This window comes from Pseudoalteromonas sp. A601 (assembly GCF_002165575.1).
Classification (GTDB): domain Bacteria; phylum Pseudomonadota; class Gammaproteobacteria; order Enterobacterales; family Alteromonadaceae; genus Pseudoalteromonas.
In genome coordinates this window covers 23,474-41,408 of record NZ_MXQF01000019.1, presented here as the reverse complement: position 1 = coordinate 41,408, position 17,935 = coordinate 23,474, and the positions used below count along the sequence as shown (strand labels likewise).

General features: G+C 39.9%; 16 protein-coding genes. 6 read left to right on the top strand and 10 right to left on the bottom strand.

All coding sequences use genetic code 11. The features are described 5' to 3' along the window. Positions 1-641: 641 nt before the first annotated feature. The gene (locus B5G52_RS15645; protein ID WP_087533579.1) at positions 642-2,666 is read right to left on the bottom strand and encodes a S9 family peptidase; all 2,025 of its coding nucleotides are present in this window, start codon (positions 2,664-2,666) and stop codon (positions 642-644) included. A gap of 541 nt (positions 2,667-3,207) precedes the next feature. Beyond that, on the bottom strand, positions 3,208-3,897 hold the full coding sequence (locus B5G52_RS15640) for a 4'-phosphopantetheinyl transferase (protein ID WP_087533578.1): 690 nt from the start codon (positions 3,895-3,897) through the stop codon (positions 3,208-3,210). 446 nt (positions 3,898-4,343) lie between these two features. Here B5G52_RS15640 and B5G52_RS15635 point away from each other — a divergent pair, with 446 nt between their 5' ends. Together B5G52_RS15635 and B5G52_RS15630 are read left to right on the top strand one after the other, a co-directional pair. Continuing rightward, a complete protein-coding gene (locus B5G52_RS15635) occupies positions 4,344-5,255 on the top strand; it encodes a diguanylate cyclase (RefSeq protein ID WP_087533577.1) in 912 nt (303 codons plus the stop codon). A gap of 212 nt (positions 5,256-5,467) precedes the next feature. Then, positions 5,468-5,971 carry a hypothetical protein gene (locus tag B5G52_RS15630; RefSeq protein ID WP_369679933.1) on the top strand — a complete coding sequence of 168 codons (504 nt, stop codon included), beginning with the start codon at positions 5,468-5,470 and terminating at the stop codon, positions 5,969-5,971. A 58-nt stretch (positions 5,972-6,029) separates the two neighbouring features. Here B5G52_RS15630 and B5G52_RS15625 read toward each other — a convergent pair whose 3' ends face one another. From B5G52_RS15625 to B5G52_RS15605, 5 genes are read right to left on the bottom strand one after another with little or no spacing between them, the layout of a single operon-like run. After that, a complete protein-coding gene (locus tag B5G52_RS15625; protein ID WP_087533575.1) occupies positions 6,030-6,887 on the bottom strand; it encodes an aminotransferase class IV in 858 nt (285 codons plus the stop codon). Continuing rightward, the gene (locus tag B5G52_RS15620) at positions 6,884-7,750 is read right to left on the bottom strand and encodes a glutamate cyclase domain-containing protein (RefSeq protein WP_087533574.1); all 867 of its coding nucleotides are present in this window, start codon (positions 7,748-7,750) and stop codon (positions 6,884-6,886) included. The genes B5G52_RS15625 and B5G52_RS15620 overlap by 4 nt, the downstream gene beginning before the upstream one ends. Then, a complete protein-coding gene (locus tag B5G52_RS15615) occupies positions 7,735-8,466 on the bottom strand; it encodes a 5-oxoprolinase subunit PxpA (protein ID WP_087533573.1) in 732 nt (243 codons plus the stop codon). Before B5G52_RS15615 ends, B5G52_RS15620 begins: the two co-directional genes overlap by 16 nt. Before the next feature lie 14 nt (positions 8,467-8,480). Beyond that, positions 8,481-9,278, bottom strand: a complete 798-nt coding sequence (locus tag B5G52_RS15610) for a putative hydro-lyase (RefSeq protein ID WP_087533627.1) — start codon at positions 9,276-9,278, stop codon at positions 8,481-8,483. A 10-nt stretch (positions 9,279-9,288) separates the two neighbouring features. Further along, positions 9,289-11,094: a glycoside hydrolase family 3 protein gene (locus B5G52_RS15605; protein ID WP_087533626.1), complete on the bottom strand. Its 1,806-nt coding sequence runs from the start codon at positions 11,092-11,094 to the stop codon at positions 9,289-9,291. Positions 11,095-11,661: 567 nt separating this feature from the next. Here B5G52_RS15605 and B5G52_RS15600 point away from each other — a divergent pair. After that, positions 11,662-13,209, top strand: coding sequence for a sensor domain-containing diguanylate cyclase (locus B5G52_RS15600; protein WP_254911228.1), 1,548 nt, complete (start codon positions 11,662-11,664; stop codon positions 13,207-13,209). Between the two features lie 56 nt (positions 13,210-13,265). On the opposite strand, the gene B5G52_RS15595 is transcribed toward B5G52_RS15600, so the two are convergent. Genes B5G52_RS15595 through B5G52_RS15585 form a run of 3 tightly spaced genes read right to left on the bottom strand, consistent with a single transcriptional unit; the run spans position 13,266 to position 16,043 of the window. Further along, positions 13,266-14,060 carry a heme ABC transporter ATP-binding protein gene (locus tag B5G52_RS15595; RefSeq protein WP_087533572.1) on the bottom strand — a complete coding sequence of 265 codons (795 nt, stop codon included), beginning with the start codon at positions 14,058-14,060 and terminating at the stop codon, positions 13,266-13,268. A gap of 1 nt (position 14,061) precedes the next feature. Then, positions 14,062-15,114 carry an iron ABC transporter permease gene (locus tag B5G52_RS15590; RefSeq protein ID WP_087533571.1) on the bottom strand — a complete coding sequence of 351 codons (1,053 nt, stop codon included), beginning with the start codon at positions 15,112-15,114 and terminating at the stop codon, positions 14,062-14,064. A gap of 2 nt (positions 15,115-15,116) precedes the next feature. Next, complete coding sequence (locus B5G52_RS15585) at positions 15,117-16,043, bottom strand: hemin ABC transporter substrate-binding protein (RefSeq protein ID WP_087533570.1); 927 nt, start codon at positions 16,041-16,043, stop codon at positions 15,117-15,119. 64 nt (positions 16,044-16,107) lie between these two features. Between B5G52_RS15585 and B5G52_RS15580 the strand changes: the two genes are divergently transcribed. The 3 genes from B5G52_RS15580 to B5G52_RS15570 are packed head-to-tail and all read left to right on the top strand — an operon-like array spanning position 16,108 to position 17,818. Continuing rightward, complete coding sequence (locus tag B5G52_RS15580) at positions 16,108-16,839, top strand: energy transducer TonB (protein ID WP_140394338.1); 732 nt, start codon at positions 16,108-16,110, stop codon at positions 16,837-16,839. Positions 16,840-16,863: 24 nt separating this feature from the next. Continuing rightward, the gene (locus B5G52_RS15575; RefSeq protein ID WP_087533568.1) at positions 16,864-17,409 is read left to right on the top strand and encodes a MotA/TolQ/ExbB proton channel family protein; all 546 of its coding nucleotides are present in this window, start codon (positions 16,864-16,866) and stop codon (positions 17,407-17,409) included. Then, positions 17,402-17,818 (top strand): biopolymer transporter ExbD, encoded by a 417-nt coding sequence (locus B5G52_RS15570; RefSeq protein WP_087533567.1) that lies wholly within the window; start codon positions 17,402-17,404, stop codon positions 17,816-17,818. The genes B5G52_RS15575 and B5G52_RS15570 overlap by 8 nt, the downstream gene beginning before the upstream one ends. The last annotated feature ends 117 nt before the right edge of the window (positions 17,819-17,935 follow it).

Here is a 17,935-nt window from a genome sequence, read left to right as displayed (position 1 = left end):
AAATCTATCTCCAGCGGCTACTTTCAACGCTAACTGCGTTGAATTTACTTGCAATAGGCTAGCTATTGACGCGTAAATTCGCCTTGTTATCGCTAAAGGTCTCCGGCTGGAGACTAATAAGTATATTTGTGATTTAATATCAATACATTAGTACATCTCTTAACCAGAGTTCAGGTTAAGTGCAGATCAGTATTTAACTAGCCGCTACTTTTTAGCATTATTATAGATCAGAGTTTTATCAACTAAAGGCAGAAAGCCTATTTACACGTAAAATAGGGTTGTTATTTGATGTTATAGGTACGAAAAGTGATATTTAGTAGCGCTTTTAAGCATTGAGACAAAAATATAAACCGATTTTTTACTAACTCAAAGTTGTTACAAACCATTTTTTTACTAACTGAAACGCCATAAACACTGACTCAAACCGATTTTTTACTAACTCAACTAGCTGAAATTGCTATAAACCGAAATTTTACTAACTCAGCTTACCTACTAAGTCCGATATAAATATTGCTCAATGTGAATAAGCACTCACTTTTGTAAAGGGGGTTTACAGTATATTGGCTACGAGCTACGAGCTACGAGCTACGAGCTACGAGTATCAGCAGAGTGCCTGTAGCCCGAAACTCGTAGCTTAAGCGTTATTTACTATGCTTATCAAACCACCACTGAATATAAGCAACTTTAGTCATTAAGTTTGAAGGGCGTTTGGTTATGCCATGTGATGCACCAGGGATACGAACCATTGCAGTATCGACACCTTGTAGTTTCAAAGCTTGATAGTATTGTTCAGTCTCTGAAATTGGCGTACGGTAATCGGCTTCACCTGTTAATAGCATGGTCGGGGTTTTTACGTTACCCACATAGCTTATTGGAGAACGTTTCATATAATGCTCAATGTGATCCCATGGTTTGCCAGGGAACCAGTAATCAGCAAAAAATGGGTAGTAATCAGCAGTTAGTACAAAACTGATCCAATTGATAACTGGTTTTGCCACAACCGCAGCAGCAAAGCGGTCAGTATGACCTACAACCCAAGCTGTTAATGTGCCACCGCCAGAGCCACCGGTAACAAATAACTTAGACTCGTCAATAAAGCCTTTTGCTATTAATGCATCTACACCAGTCATTAAATCATCAAAGTCATTGCTTGGGTAATTGTGATGAATTGTTTGTGCAAACTCCTTTCCATATGAGTCACTCCCGCGAGGGTTCATATAAAGCACTACATTGCCCTTGGCAGCAAACAATTGGATTTCAGGGCTAAAATGAGGACCGTAATTGGCCACCGGTCCACCATGGATTTCAAGCACTAGTGGGTATTTTTTGGACTTATCAAAACCTGGTGGATAGGCAACCCAACCTTGTACAGCTAAACCATCATGACTTGATTTAACCCAAATTTCTTCAACCTTGGCTAGGCTTTTGTTAGCTAGTGCATCTTCATTTAATTGAGTTAATGACTGAGTTTTACCGCGCTTTAAAAATGCAACATCGGCAGGACGCTGAGTATTTGCTAAGGTAAATGCAACTTCGCCATCTTCGCTAACATCAAAATCACCACCCGAATATGGCCGACCAAAGGCAACACTTCCTATGTTTTGCGTTAGAATTTTACGTTTACCGTTTCGTGGTTGATAGGCAAGCGTGGCTTGCCCCTCACTATCAAAAGCAAAGTAAAGCCCTTTAGAATCATCAGCCCATTTGATTTGTGAAACACTACGGTCTAAGTCGGCTGTAAGGCTTTGTGTTTTATCTGTTTTTAAATCACGAACATATAATTGTGTATTTTCGTAGTTGGTTTTTTTATCATCATACCCGGTATACGCCAAATAACGACCGTTGGGTGACACCATAGGTTGGCCATCTGGGCCTAGCCTATCGGTTACTTGAGTGATCTCAGTAGATTGTAAATCTAGCTTGTAGATTTCAGAGTTGGTTGGCTTAAATAAGTAATCTGCATGGCGATTGGCAGAAAAGTATAAACTGTCACCGTTTTTACTAAAACTTACAGGGCCACCATGATCAAAGTCGCCAGAGCTCAGCTGATTTGCATTGCCGCCAGTGGCACTAATTTCAAATAGGTGGCGAAAGCCCTTTTGTGTATAACCACCACCATCAGCGCGGTAATAAACATCATCAATATACTTAGCAGGCTCAGCCCAATTAGCACCTTTTGGCTTGCCAGGTAAAGACACTGGGCTTGCGCTGGCAGCAGGGACAAACTGACTAAATACAAGTTTTTTACTATTCGGTGACCAAGTTAAATTACCAGGGCTTTGGGTTAAATTACTTATCTTAGCAACAGCGCCGGTATTCAACCATTTTACATAAATTTGGCTGCTACCGTCGCGAGTAGATATAAACGCTAAGCGAGTTTCATCGGGTGAAAGCACTGGCGAGTAATCCATGTGCACACCAGAGGTAAGCGGTTGCAGTTGTTTTGAACTGCTATTTACCGACCAAATATTACTTACTTTACGGTCGCTTTTAATATCCATACGGTTACGAACAAAATACACGGTTTTACCGTCATTAGTCATTTCAATTTGATTGGCATATTCAAGGTCAAATACATTTTCTAATTTTAAGGTATTGTCAGCTTGAGCCGCGACGCCACAAAAACTCATCGTAGCCAACAGTGCAAGAGGGGAGAGTAATTTCATTTTTATTCCTTGTATTAAACAGTATTAATACTGTTATAAAGTAACAAAGATTAAAAATACACCAGATTGCGATGAGCGGAGGTTTATCTTTTTAATAGGAGCAGGTTATACAACCTTTTATCAAGAATTTAGCATGAATTTGTGGGTAAAAAGTAAAAGCTCCTTGAGGTCTCACGCAAAGCACCTCATAGAAAGGATAGACAATAACCACCTTAAAGCGATATGCCCTGAAGGCGGGGCAGCACAAAAATGTGGAGTAACCTCAATCATAAGGGCAGAGGATGAGTAATCTAGTTAACAATGAAAATGTCCCAACAACGGATGCTCCATTTAGCCTGAAACCGCTAATGTTCGAAACCTTTGTTTGTACTATAGCGCTTGTTTGCAGCGCGTAAAGCTATTTTAGATTAGATATTTGGTATCTAGAGTTAACAGCCTATATTGTCATAGACTTATTGACTAACTATTCAGATGACGAATTACTTGTAGGAAAACTTAATATTTAATTGTTGAGGTAGAAAAAAGAGCAGGATGGCTGAGTTCACAAGGGCGTTTTAAATTCGCATTCAGTGAGGACTTGCTCGTTGTTACATTGATAAAACACGGTTACACAAGTGTCTTGTGGCACTTGCTCTGAGAGTGTTTGGGTTATTTTAAATTGCAGTTGTTGTTTATTAAAAGCAATAAGCTGGGCGGCTTCAAAACCAAAAAATTGTTTAACACTAGAGTATAACGCTTTAAAAATACTTTCTTTGGCAGAAAAAATCACAGTTAATGGGTGTGATAACTGTTTGGCTAACCGTTGAAACTGAACAAGTTCATCAGGGCGCAAAATTTGTTGTTGTAATTCTTGCTCTTGCTGGGCACTCATTAACTGCTCTATATCGATACCGATCCCCGCAATACCACTACTGTGAGATGCCATTGCCATTGCTGTATTTTGGCTATGAGTAATGCTGCCCACTATTTTATTAGGCCAGATGGGAGCACGATCTGCTGCGCTTATTAGTTCAAAATTATAGATATTAAGGGCCGCCAGTACGCGTTTAGCGCACACTCTACCAGCTAAATATTCGGCTTTACGTTTAGCAACGGCTGTTTCTAATTGTTTAGGAAAGGGGATTTGATAGCGATTATAGTCATCATCTAAAAAGTTCTCAGTCTCAAATTTACAGCAATATGATTTATGAGTAAGTAAAGGTGTTAGCTGTGTGCATTGGTTAATAGTCATAAAATAATTAGTGATGTTCAGCTTATTAAAGTATTGATAGTACTATAATTGTGCAATGGGGAATATAATTTTTAATTAACAGACTGACCAGCATACTCTGGCTAAATTTAATCACTTACTTTACACAATGATTGCTATAGCTGCTTCAAGCCCGGCCTAAGTAGATGCTTTTTATGCAAAAGCAATTAACTTGGCGCTACAGACTAAGAGGGGATTGGTCCATATATCGGTTATTTCCGCGATTTAGACGGCAATAAACTCAATGTGTTTTGCTTTACTCATTAGGAATATCTCAACTTGCTGTGAGTGTGAAAAATGAATACTTTAGTAATCTTGCCGATAGTGTATGCTAGAGCAAAGTATAATCAAAAATATCACGACTTAGGTTACTTTACCTGAGTAGGCTTGTGTTAATTAGGCGAGCTAAAGCAGTAAGAGTGCAGTAAATGACAAATGTAGAAAGTGAAATAGCTCAAGGGCTTACAAAGTCGAAAATACTGATTGTTGATGATCAGCAGTTAAATATTTCACTCTTAGAGAAAATACTTTCCTCTTATTACAACACCACAGCCGTTAGCAGTGGTGAACAAGCAATTAAGCATTGTGAAACCGATACTCCAGATTTAATTCTACTCGATATTGCAATGGAGGGAATAAATGGCATTGAAACGTGTAAACGGCTTAAATCCAATTCTGATTTAAAAGACGTGCCGGTTATTTTTATTACTTCGTACGTTGAGCATGAAGATATTTGTTGGCAAGTAGGTGGTGTTGATTTTATTAGTAAGCCTATTAATGCTAAAACTGTTTTTAATCGTGTTAAAGTTCACCTTACACTTAAATTACAACGCGATAAATTGCTTGAAATGGTTTTTTTAGACAGCTTAACGCAGGTCTATAATCGCCGGTATTTTGATTCCCACCTTATACAAACACAGTTAAGTGCAATACGTGAAGGGAGTGACTACGCCCTTATTTTTATCGATATTGATCATTTTAAACAATTTAATGATATTTATGGTCATGTAGTCGGCGATAAAGCCCTACAAAACGTAGCTAATTGTATTAAAGATACTCTTAAAAGGCCGTGTGATTTTGTATCACGTTATGGTGGTGAAGAATTTGCGGTGATTTTACCATTTACTGATTTATCAGGTGCTGTACTGGTTGCACAAAAAATTGTACAAAGTGTTGCTGCGCTAAATATTGAACATGATCATTCAGCATTTGATGTATTAACGGTAAGTGCTGGAGTTGCTACTTTTCGCAGCCTAAGTGGGCAAGATGAAATTATAAAAAAAGCTGATGAAAAGCTCTATGTTTCTAAGCAAACAGGACGTAATAAACTCACTTTTTAGCTGAAATGAATTTATAGTTTTGTGAGATAATCAATTTTAATGTTGTATAAAGCTTCGCATTTTTGGCACGTGATTTTAGCTTTTCACATTCTGCCACCTACATTATTCTACAACCCACCCATATTAGTGAAATGGCAAAGCGCACTTGCTGGTTAAATAAGCTGGCTCAACTTGCGGCTAAGTAGTAGGCTAATATAAAACCGTAACTAAAAATTCACCGCTTAGATATTAACTCTGTGGCTCTGTCTGATGATGGAACAACAGCCTTAACGGGTTCAAGTGATAAATTTGCTTACGTTTGGACAACTAACGACGGTAAAATTACACAGCGTTTTAAATCCACTACACGCATTAATCACGTTGCGATGAATAGCACTGCGAGCATTGGTTTTTCCATCGATTCTGTTGATGATCGGCAATTTATAGATTTAAAAACAGGCGAAGAGCAAGCTGAATTAGACATCATGGCCAATTTTATAGAGTTTAATGATTCGCTATTTATTAATGATGATAAATGGTTTTTAGCTGGGTTACCAAAAAGTACTTTGTATTTATGGCGTGTTGCCGATGGCCAGCAGCTAGCAGAGTATAAGGCTGCAAAGTTACGTTTACGCAGCTCTGTCTTGGCGGTAGCCTATGATAAAAATAGCAAAAGTATTATGACTGAAACCAGTGATGGCGTGCTTGAATTTTGGCCTTATGAACCACCCAAGTAGTGTAAGTAGGCCGTGTTGACTTAACAAACACGGCCTTCATTATTAGAGCTAAATGTGACTAGTAATCAAATTTATGTTTGGTAAATAAACTTTGCACTTGTTGCCATACCTTGCCCGGTTTCCCGTCACCGACAAGTTTACCATTTACTTTTACCACTGCGCCGACTTCTTTGGTTGCGCTCGTGATCCATACTTCATCTGCGTCAAGCAGTTCTGTTTTACTAATAACACGTTGTTGTACTCTAAAATCACTATGACTATGCAGAATATTTAAAATTAACCAACGTGTTATACCCGGTAAAATTTGGTTATCTAGTGGTGGGGTACTAATAACCCCCTCTTTAACTATAAATACATTACTTGAGCTTGCTTCGGTTATTTCATCTAACCGGTTATACAAAATAGTCTCTTTATTGCCTGCGGCTGCACCTTGTTGATAATGAATGACATTGCCAAGTAGCGCAGTTGATTTGATGTGGCAACGCTGCCAACGCTTATCTTGTTCTAACGAAACGGTATAAGTTGTGGCGTGTTCAATATCGCTGACGGGTTGAGGAGGAATTTCAAATACATACGCAAACACTGTTGGTTTTATATCTGTAGGGTAAGCATGAGCGCGTTTAGTATCGGCACCTCGGCTGACGTGCAAGTAAATACCTAAACTATCACCGTGATTTTTTTCACATAACTGTTGGCAAATCTCACGCCATTTATCAGTGCTGTAATCGAGCTTAATTTCAATTTCATTAAGACCGTTATTCATCCGCTCGATATGCGCATTAAAGCCCAGCATTTTACCTTGGTAAGCAGGGATGACTTCATAAATACCATCACCAAATAAAAAACCGCGATCCATTGGTGAAATTTTCGCGTCTGCTGCTGCTAGGTAATCACCATTTAGGTAAACTGTGCTCATGGATAATCCTCATTCTCTATAAAGCCGCCAAGTTGGCGCAGTCGTGTTATTAATTGCTGGCCGTGCATAGCGTGTAAGCCATCTTCGGTTAGCTCGTTCTTGTGGGTAACGCCATCAACGCTACCACGGTCACTTAAATATTGTAAAATTGCTAAGGTATTGATATTGGCAAGTAAGTCTTGGTTATACCAGCGGCTTAAAAAAGCGATAATGCCATATGCAGCCCAGTTAGACACATCAGCAAGTAATAGCTCATCACAGCACGTTAAGCTTGGCCTAATACTCAACTCAGTCATGTATTGAGCAACATTACCCATACCTATTTCGTTACCACCATCGCCGATAGCAATAGTTGGGCAAGTCGCTTGTGAGATAAAAAAGTCAAAGCAGCCACAATCAGCCGATATATCAATTCCGCGCATATTATAATATTTATTACCATGGCATAAACCAGGTCGTTCAATAGATAACACACAATTGGGCTTTAACTCTGCTAATGCTTGTTTGCTAAATTCCATCGCCTCTGTAAGGTTATCTAATGGTAATTCAAAGCAATTAAAATCATTTTTAAGTGCGCTGTAAAGGGGGTTTCCACAAACTAAAATAGGCTGTTTACCAATCGCTTTAAGTGCATTGTATAAGGCAATTGCGCCAACGGGGCCATCGGTTTCGAAGGTTTGATTTACTGCAAAGCCAGTGCCAATTAACACCGTGTTTTTTGCTTTGTACAGCGCATCTGCCGCGCGTAAATAAGTACCGGTTTGCTGATGAGCGTATAAACTTTGCATTCCTCGCAGGTTTTGCTCAATCATCATCGCTTCGATAGCGTGACTTAATTGCTGATCATTTAGCTTTTTTGGCATAGTGCTTTTATCTCACTAATAAGGGCTATACCGTCAGCGTTATCGCCATGTACGCATAAGCTATCAGCGTTTAATGTTAGTTTGTTACCACTTTGCGTTGTCACGCTGCCATCATTTAGTAACTGTTTTACCTGTGCTATAAGGGCTGTTTTTTCATGCACACTGCCTGGTATTTTACGCGATACAAGATGACCTTGATCTGTGTATTGTCTGTCAGCAAAGGCTTCTAAAATCAGAGTTACCTCGTATTTTTTAGCCAGCTCTTGATGTTTATCTGCATTCGCAGTCGCGAGAATCATTAATTTCAAATTTTTAGAGTAGCTAGCTATTGCTGTTATAACAGACTCCAAAATGCGCTCATCGGCCATCATATCGTTATAAAGTGCACCATGGGGCTTTACATAACTCAGTGACAAACCGTGTACTTTAGCCATGCCGTCAATTGCTGCAATTTGATAATGCAAACAGTTATTGAGTTCATCGGCAGAAAGTGCCATTGAGCGACGCCCAAAACCTTGCTTATCAGGGTAGCTAGGATGCGCACCTATCGTCACTTTATGGCGCGCAGCTAAAGCTAAAGTTTGCGCCATAACATCCGCATCACCTGCGTGAAAACCACACGCGATATTTGCCATATCAATATGAGGCATAACTTGGTCGTCGAGGCCCATTTGCCAAGCACCAAAACTCTCACCTAAATCACAATTCAGCTTCATTTAATTTCCAACAGTTAAAACGCAGAAATGTGCGTATTTTGAATATCGGTTATCAGCATATGACCTGGGCTATGAGTAATACAAAAATCAGGAGCCGCGTTTGCAATCGCGATTTGAGGGGTGACACCACAGGCCCAAAATACCGGTACTTCGCCTTCTTTAATACTCACAGATTCACCAAAATTAGGACGATTAATATTACTAATGCCAATCGCAGCTGGATCACCAAAATGAACAGGCGCTCCGTGCACATCCGGAAAGCGGCTACAAATTTGGATTGCACGGATGGCATCTGCAGGCTTCATCGGGCGCATACTGACCACCATGTTAGAATGAAAAATCCCTGCGCTCTCACAAGCAATATTGGTCATATACATAGGGACATTTTTATGTTCTGTAATATTACGAATTTCAATTCCCGCGGCTTGTAGTGATTCTTCAAACGAAAAAGAGCAGCCAATTAAAAAGGTGACGAGATCGTCTCGCCAATGCTCTTTGATATTGGTGACCTCTTCAATTAGCTGACCTTTTTTAAAAATGCGATAACGTGGTAAGTCTGTACGTATATCAAGGTCATGAGCCACATTAGGTATATCAATTGCGCCGGGAGTGCGGCTGCTGGCTACAATTGGGCATGCTTTTTTATTTGCTTGGCAAAATTGTAAAAAATCAAATGCATAACGCTCGGGTAAAATCACTAAATTAGCTTGTACAAACCCCGGTACAAAACCCGATGTATGCCCCGTGTAATCTTCATTGCGGATCATATTTCGAATTGCATAGGGTGTCGTAAGCGAAGCGTTATGTTGCATAAAATCCTCTTTAATTATTATTAATGCCATTAACGGTAACGGGTAACGTACCCGTTGCCGCGGCTTTACCAACTAATACTTTAGCAAGAGCTGTAAAAGCAGGCCCTGCTACTTTAACATTATTATCTATATCTATGTTATACGCATAAGTTGCTAAAATTGCATCACCATATTGGCCAAATTTTGCAATATCATAAGGGGCACGTAAGCTAACAAACACGGTTTTTTTATTAGCACGTTGTGCCTGTTGTAATAAGTTTTCAAGAGCTGCGCCTTGCTCAGATTTAGCGATAGCAAATTGTGGGTCATCGGCTAAATCATCCATCCCGCCAATTTCAACGGCACTTTGATTCGGCGATGCGTTACCCGCAATAATAATATCAGCATCGTTTAATGCTTTTAGAGCCACACTCGGTTCAAAGCCTTGCAAACTTGTGCAGCTATATTGGTAGTCATTATCAGCGTATTCTTTTATTGCTTGTTCAAGCGCCATGCATTTACGAGTATCAGGCATAATAATATGAACTTTAGCGTTATTAGATAATTTTAACGGTAGGGTACTTTGTACATTTTTGACTAAAGTGATAGCTGCAAGGGCAAGCTCAGCCTCGACTTTTCGGTGACTTGAATCACCAAGTATAAGTTGTGCTTTTTGTATAGCAAGCGATTCATCAAGGGCTGTAGTGAGTTTAAACTTACTTTTAAGCTTTAGTATACGTTGTGCAGATTGCGCTATTTCTTCGCCATTGAGTTGACCATTTTTAACCTCTTTTACTAAGCGTGCAATAAGTTGATCAAGTACCAGTAGATCTTTAGGGCTACGAATTTCGATTGGCATGAGCGCAATATCAACGCCGGCGGCAAAAGTATTTATTACGGCTTCAATTGGCTCAAAAAAGTGGCTGATACCGGCCATATCAAGGGCATCGGTGATCACCACGCCTTGATAATTCAATTCACCACGTAGCAGGTCGGTAATAATTTTACGTGACATAGTGGCGGGTTTAATCATGGTTTTACCATCTTTACTAACAAAGGTGGTGTCATCAAGCGCGGGGTATTGGATATGCGCGGTCATGATCATGCCTGGGTTTTGCTTTTTTATAATATCTTTAAAAGGAGGTAAATCTTGCTGCCAAATAGTTTCTTTATCATGCATAACTTTAGGTAAGCCAGTATGGCTGTCTACGTTTGTATCACCATGGCCTGGGAAGTGTTTTAGTGAGGTGATTACGCCATTCCCTTCAAACCCTGCAACTTGAGCGCCCCCTAGTTTGCCAACCAAGCTCGGATCTTCACCGTACGAACGTACATTAATTACAGGGTTGTCAGGGTTCATATTGACATCAACAGTAGGAGCGTAGTTGACGTTCACACCTATGGCTTTAAGCTCATCGGCGATGACTTGTGCAGATTGAGTCGCAAACTGAGTGCCGTGCTGCGCATAGGTTGCACCTATTGACATATTACCAGTAAACGACGTTGCAACATCGCGAGGAATACGAGCAACCCGGCCGCCTTCTTGATCAATAGAAATAAATAACGGGGCACCTAAGCTTGATTGAGCCGCCGCTTGTTGCATTTGATTATTGAGTTTTACAGTTTGATTTATATTCTGAATATTTTCAGCGAATAAAATAACTCCACCAATATCATGTTTAGTGATTATTTTGGCTAAGTCTGCAGGTAGCTCAGTCATTGCAGTACGGCATTTGTTCTCGCTGTCTTGGTCGCAGTAGTAACGAAAATCAAGCATCAGCTTTTGACCTATTTGCTGTTCAAGGGTTAATTTCGTTGCTGCGAAGGTCGATTTCATTGGTAAAAAACACCCTAATCCAAAAATAATTGATGATATGGCAAACTTATTTAACACAGTAGGCTCCAAAGCTGAACGCTTATTTGTTGTTTGAATATTTTATTCTTCATGTTAATGCTGTTTTTGATTGAAATACAGCATTTTTTTGTAACACTAACTGTTTTTATAACTAACTGCAAAGGATTCAATTAAGTCTTATCTTTCTTGTTTAAGCCTTAATATAAAGCTTGGGCCAGATTTTTGTGTGAAAGTAAGAGGCTTATAACTGTATTTTAGTATTTCAGGTTTGAAATAATATATTCCAAGTTCATGTTGCCAAGAACGACTCACTCATTGGCAACATGAATTGATTTCTCAGCGCAGTGTTAATATATGGGCAAAATCTAAAGTTAGAATTAAATAAGACAACAGCAAGAACCTTTTCCTATTTTGGTTAAATATTGTTATCATTCGGACGAAATATAGCCATGGAGTTAAAGGCGCTTTACTTCAAAGTTGAGTACTATTTTGCACCGTTTAAAAAAAACTTTAAATATCAAATTAGATTTAAAAAAATTAGTCCTTTTCTTGGCTTTATCAGCCAGTATTGTCACATTTTTAAATAGCTTCTATTCTAGCTATCAAGTGCAAAAGCAACAACTGCAAGCTGAAACTCTCAAAAGCCAGAGCGCTTACGCGGCCAAGTTAGCCTCTGCAACTGATCTCTTTTTACAATCAGCGCAACAACAACTGGCCTATTCGGCAAAAATTATCGCTAAGAATTTTGATAATAAGGCTATTTTTAACCAAGAAGCAGAGCGATTGAAACGTCAAAGCGATAGCTTTAACTCCACAGTGGTTGTATTAGCTAATGGAGTGGTTAAAGGAATTTCACCAAAAAGCTTACAATTAGCAGGCAAAAAACTGCAAAGTGATGGTGCTTTACAAGCGTTGTCGTCTAAAGAGCCGATGATCAGTGAGCCTTATATTTCTGCCGCAAACAATTTAATTATTTTTATTTCACACCCGTTGTTTGCTACTGATGGACAATACTTAGGCTACGTGGGCGGTTCTATTTATTTAAAACATGCCAATATCTTACATGATTTGCTGCAAGTGCATTTTCATAAAGATGGCTCGTATTTATATGTTGTAGACAAAAGCCGGCGGTTACTGTATCACCCTGATACATCCCGAATTGGTGAGCAAGTTTATAATAATGCTGTAATTGAAGCGGTATTAAAAGATAAAAGTGGTACAAAGCAACTCATAAACAGCCATGACGTGATTATGCTTGCAGGCTACGCATCACTTAAAGCGGCTCCTTGGGGAATTATTACACAGCGAACATTAGAGGCTACGCTTGAGCCCTTAGATGGCCTGATGATCAATGTACTGTACCGAACGCTTCCCATTGGCTTGACTACATTACTCTTTATTTGGCTGCTCGCTAGACTGATTGCACACCCGTTACGAGATTTAGCGCAAACAGCAAATGCACTAGATAACCCAAATGCTTCGCAACGACTAAAAATCATAAAATCATGGTATTTTGAAAGTTCCGAGTTACGTAAAGCTATGCTCAAAGGAGTGGGGGTATTTCAAAATCAAATAGGTGTACTGCGCCAAGAAGCACAAACAGATCCACTTACAGGTTTACACAATAGACGCAGTTTAGATGGTTTTTTAGAGCAGCTAACTACCACAGAAACCTCTTTTGCTGTATTGGCTATCGATATCGATTTCTTTAAACGTGTAAACGACGAATACGGGCATGATATTGGCGATCTTGTTTTACAGTCGTTAGCGAAGATTATTTTAGATGTTACCCGTTCAACTGACTTTGTTACACGTACAGGCGGTGAAGAGTTTAATGTGATATCACCTAATGCGACAGCTAGCAGTGCCTATGTGTTAGCTGAACGCTTACGCATACAGGTATCTGAAACTTACATTGACCCGGTCGGCTATATTAATGTATCGGTCGGTATTGCGGGTTGGCCGCTAAAACAGTTGTCGATTGACGATATCTTTAAGCTTGCCGATCAAGCGCTGTATAAAGCAAAGCGCACTGGGCGTAATAGGTCCATTCTTGATTCTCAATATCAGGATGCTGAAATAAAGAAACCTGACTAAGTTACTTTAATATTGAAAACAGAAACAATGTAGGCTGTGCTACATTGTTTCTGTGTTTAACACGCTTCTTTACTGATCAGAATATGCGGTAGTACATCGCTTAAACCAACCTGCAATTTAGCATTAATTTTATAGACCTCACTCAGCCTCGCTTGGGTTAATACTTCTTTAGGAGAGCCACTGGCAACAACCGAACCTTTGTCCATCATATAGAGACGATCAGCAAAGCTTGCCGCTAATGATAAGTCATGTACCACAGCGACCACACCAGCACCTTGCTTGGCAATGTCTTGTGCTTGAGTCATTACTTCATATTGGTGGTAAAGGTCTAGGCTTGATGTCGGTTCATCAATTAATAAATAGCAGGTACGTTTTTTTGCCAGACTTGGTTGTAGCTGGCAAAGTACGCGGGCAAGCTGCGCACGTTGCTTTTCCCCACCAGATAACTGGGTAAAGCACTGCTGTGCAAGGTGGGTGACACCTAATGCCTGCATCGCACTTTTCGAAAATCGTTTAAGTGCTCCATTACTGAACTGCTCTTGATGTACAACATGCGCCATATCAACTACTTCGTTAACAGTAAACGGAAAGTCCAGTTCATAATTTTGCGTGAGTACCGCTCTTAGTTGTGCCAGTTCAGTAATGCTATAATCGTTTAAATTTTGTTGATTAATACTCACAGCACCATCAGTTAAAGCAATATCACCACAAAGTGCCTTGAGTAAAGACGATTTACCTGCACCATTCGGACCAATGATCACAACGACTTCATGGGGCTTTACCATAAAATCAACGTTATCTAAGAGAGCTTTACTGCCAATCTTAGCGGTTAAGTTAGTACCTAAAAGCATTTTACCCTCGTCGTTGATAAGTTTTTAATAACATGATTAAAAAGAATGGGCCGCCAATTGCACTGGTAATAAGTCCAATAGGAAGTTCAGCTGGTAGCATCACTGTACGGGCGAATAAATCGGCCAGGCTCAGCAATAATGCACCACCTAACATACTTGTGGGCATTAAATAACGATGATCAGGGCCCAGGACTAAACGTACAATATGCGGCACGATAAACCCGACAAAACCAATGATCCCAGTGATTGCAACTGCAGCACCGGTACATAAAGCCGTGTATATAAATACCTGTTTTTTAAGCTTAGTAACATTAATGCCCAAATGTTTTGCTTGTGCTTCACCTAATAAATATAAATTAAGTGGTTTGCCTAAGCGAAGTAACGCTACGCAGCTAAAAATAATCAGTGAAATTGTTGGCAACATCATAGCAAAATGATTACCCGCCAGTGAGCCCATACTCCAAAAGGTTAAATCCCGTAACTGTTGATCGTTACTGATCAAAGTTAATACCCCAATGAGTGAGCCAACAATCGCATTTACTGCAATTCCCGCTAATAGCAAACTAATAATGGTAAATTGTCCACTATGGGCGCTGAGTCGGTAAATAAATACACATACCCCAATGCAACCTAAAAATGCGCCAACAGGCACAGCATAAATACCTAAACTATCGCTAAAATTAGCAAATAAACTGGTGCCTAACACTATCGTTGCAACGGCGCCCAAAGCCGCACCGCTTGATACACCAATTAAACCAGGGTCGGCTAATGGGTTTCTAAATATAGCCTGCATTGCGGCGCCGCATGCTGCTAATCCCGCACCGACAATCATCGCCAGTACTAAGCGAGGTAAGCGTATTTGCCAAATAATGGCATGCTTAAGCTCATCATCGGCAGTTTGATTTATAATCGAAATAATTTCACTAATGCTAATGGCAACACCGCCTTTACTAAGGGCGATAAAAAAAACAATCACGCATGCTATAAACAAAGCGGGGATCGCCATACGGCGGTGCTGATTTTGTGAAATTATTGTACTACCCAGAGCCAGCATGATCAGTACTCACTTAATTGGGCGGTCACATTGTTGGCACTCGGTGCAAAACGATATTGGTAACCTTGTGGTAATTGAGCGCTTGGGTGAAAGGTATGGGCAAGCTCAACCACAGCTTGTGGTGTACGCGGGCCCATACCGAGTAAATAACTGCCATCAAAGCTATGAACTTGGCCACTTTTAACTGCATTTGAAAACTTAAAGTGGGCTAGCTTTTCTAACTTAACGAGTGGATCATCGCCATGGCGGCCCATTGTGATGATCACATCTGGGTTTATGGCGAGTGCGGCTTCGGTTGAAAGTGGCTTCCAATTATTAATTGAACTTGCTGCAACATTAACGCCTCCAGCCGCGTTGATCAGCTCATCAGCAGAAGTGCCAGCGCCGGCTACAATAGGTTGACTATTGCGTACACTGAGAACAAATAGCACCCGAGGTTTAATCGTCGTTTGCTGTAAAATATAACTAAGTGCATCGCGGTCAATTTGCAGAGATTGGGCTAAAGCATCGCCTTTTTGGTCGACATTTAGCAAGTTAGCAATTTTTTTTATTTTGTTTTCAATCCCGCCTAAATTATCATTTTCATCAAGAATGACTAAGTTAATACCGGTTTGTTTTAATTGCTCGACTACTTTTTTTGGCCCAGTGTCTGCTTCACCAATCACTAAATCAGGATTTAACGATAAAATACCTTCTGCACTGATCCTTCTAACATAGCCTATTTGTGGCTTTTCTTTCGCCTGAGCAGGAAAAATACTCGTGCTATCAACCCCAATGATCCGTTGTTGTTCATCAAGCGCGTATATAATTTCTGTAATTGAGCCACCTGACACCACCACCCTGTGTGGAGTTGTTGACTGCTTTGCAAAAACACATTGGCTTGTTACAGCAAGGGTTATAAAAATTAAATACGAGAGTAGGGGTTTCATAACGATTCCATTGTTGATAGTGTTTATTGCAAATGGTAACAGTTTGCATTTGCATTTAAAAGTTATGAAGTTTATTATTTTTCTAATTATTTCTTTAGGGTGCCATTTAGGCTGGCTGTATTCTCAGCCAGCTCAACTAAATTTGGTGCAATTTAGTGATGCCCAACCTGCTGATAAAGTTGCGATTAAAATCATCGTATCAAAGCCTGTTAAGGCAAAAAAAGAACGAGTGGAAAAACCAAAAGTTGTTACTGAACAAGCGCCAAGCACGCTATTTCATTCAAAGGTTAAGCGCCTAGCAAAACACGCAACCGTAAAACAAAGCGCAAAAACAGCTGTATCAAATAAAATAAAACCAGTTATAAAAAAAACTATCGTTGAGCCCGCCACTTCAATTGCAAAGGTGAACCCCGTTACTGAACCTGTTAAAAAGCAGTCAAAACCAAGTCAAGCTGCACCTGCTTCAAGCGCGCCTGTCATAGCAAGACAGCACTCGTTAAAAAATCAAGTTATCGACCTAAACACACTCCCTATTTTTAAAGCGCCTAGACCCACTTTAAATTACCCACTAAAAGCTAAGCGCCGTGGCTATCAGGGGGTAGCGATTTTGCAAATAGAGTTAGCCGAAGATGGCACCATTGCACAGCTTTCTGTATTAAAAAGCAGTGGTTTTAGTGAGCTTGATAAAGCGGCATTAAATAACGTGTCGCAATGGCAGCTTCATCCTGTGATGCGTGATCAACATAAAGTAAAAGCTCGGTTTAGTGTGCCAATAGAGTTTTCCCTACGTTCATAGTGTCCTTAATAAAGAGAAATAATTATGCAAGATGTATTTTCTGCGGTCGGTATTATGGCTTGGCCATTATTTATGGTTTCAATTATTGCCTTAGCTATTGTATTAGAGCGTAGTTTAGCGTTTGCACAAAGTTGGCTGAAAATGCAAAAAATTAAACAGCCAAATAGTGAGTTTATACAGCTATTAAAACAAAAGCCTCAGACAGAGCAACGTCAACAATGGTGCCAATTATATTTGCAGGATTGTGTGAGCAGTTGGCGTCAACGATTAAATATATTATCGCTATGCGGCACGTTAACCCCATTAATGGGGCTGCTGGGTACCGTATGGGGGTTAGTATTGATGTTTAAAAAAATAGCGCAAACACATCAAGCCGTGACTCCCGCGTTACTTGCTGATGGCTTATGGGAGGCGATGTATTCAACTATGGCCGGACTTATTATTGCCATACCTTGTTTGTTATTGAGTGGTGTTTTTAATGCATTATTAGAGCGCTTACAAACAGATTTGACCCGTATTATTAACCACTTAAATTATCAACTCAGTTTTGATGAATTGCCCCATGCTTGAGCTTCCAGAAAAACCGAATAGTAGCAATCTAATGCCTGATTTAACTGCATTGATTGATGTGCTCTTTATTTTACTCGTGTTTTTATTACTCACCGCCGCAGTAAAACTCGACATGCTTGATGTCACCTTGCCTGAGGTTGGTAGTGATAATCAAGCGCCACTTGAGCAACAAAAAGCGATTGTATTAAGTGTAAATTACGTTGATAGAAAGCTTATATATGCTTTGGCTAAGCAGCCTTATCAGTCTTTGGGTGACGTTATTGAGGCTTTACAACAGCATAACGAACAACAACGAGGCGTTTATCTTGCAATTGATCAGCAAGTGCCCAGCGGTGAGTTAGTTAAGCTTTTAGCTGCACTGTCGAAAGAGGATCATAAAATTGCCAATATACTTATTAAAAGAGAATGAAAACAATTCTCATTGAGGTGGTGTTCTAGTATAATACTTATGTTTTAAACCAGTATGAGTTTGGTGATTAGGGGGCTAATCAAGCTCATTGCCTAATAACTACAAACTTTATGGAGC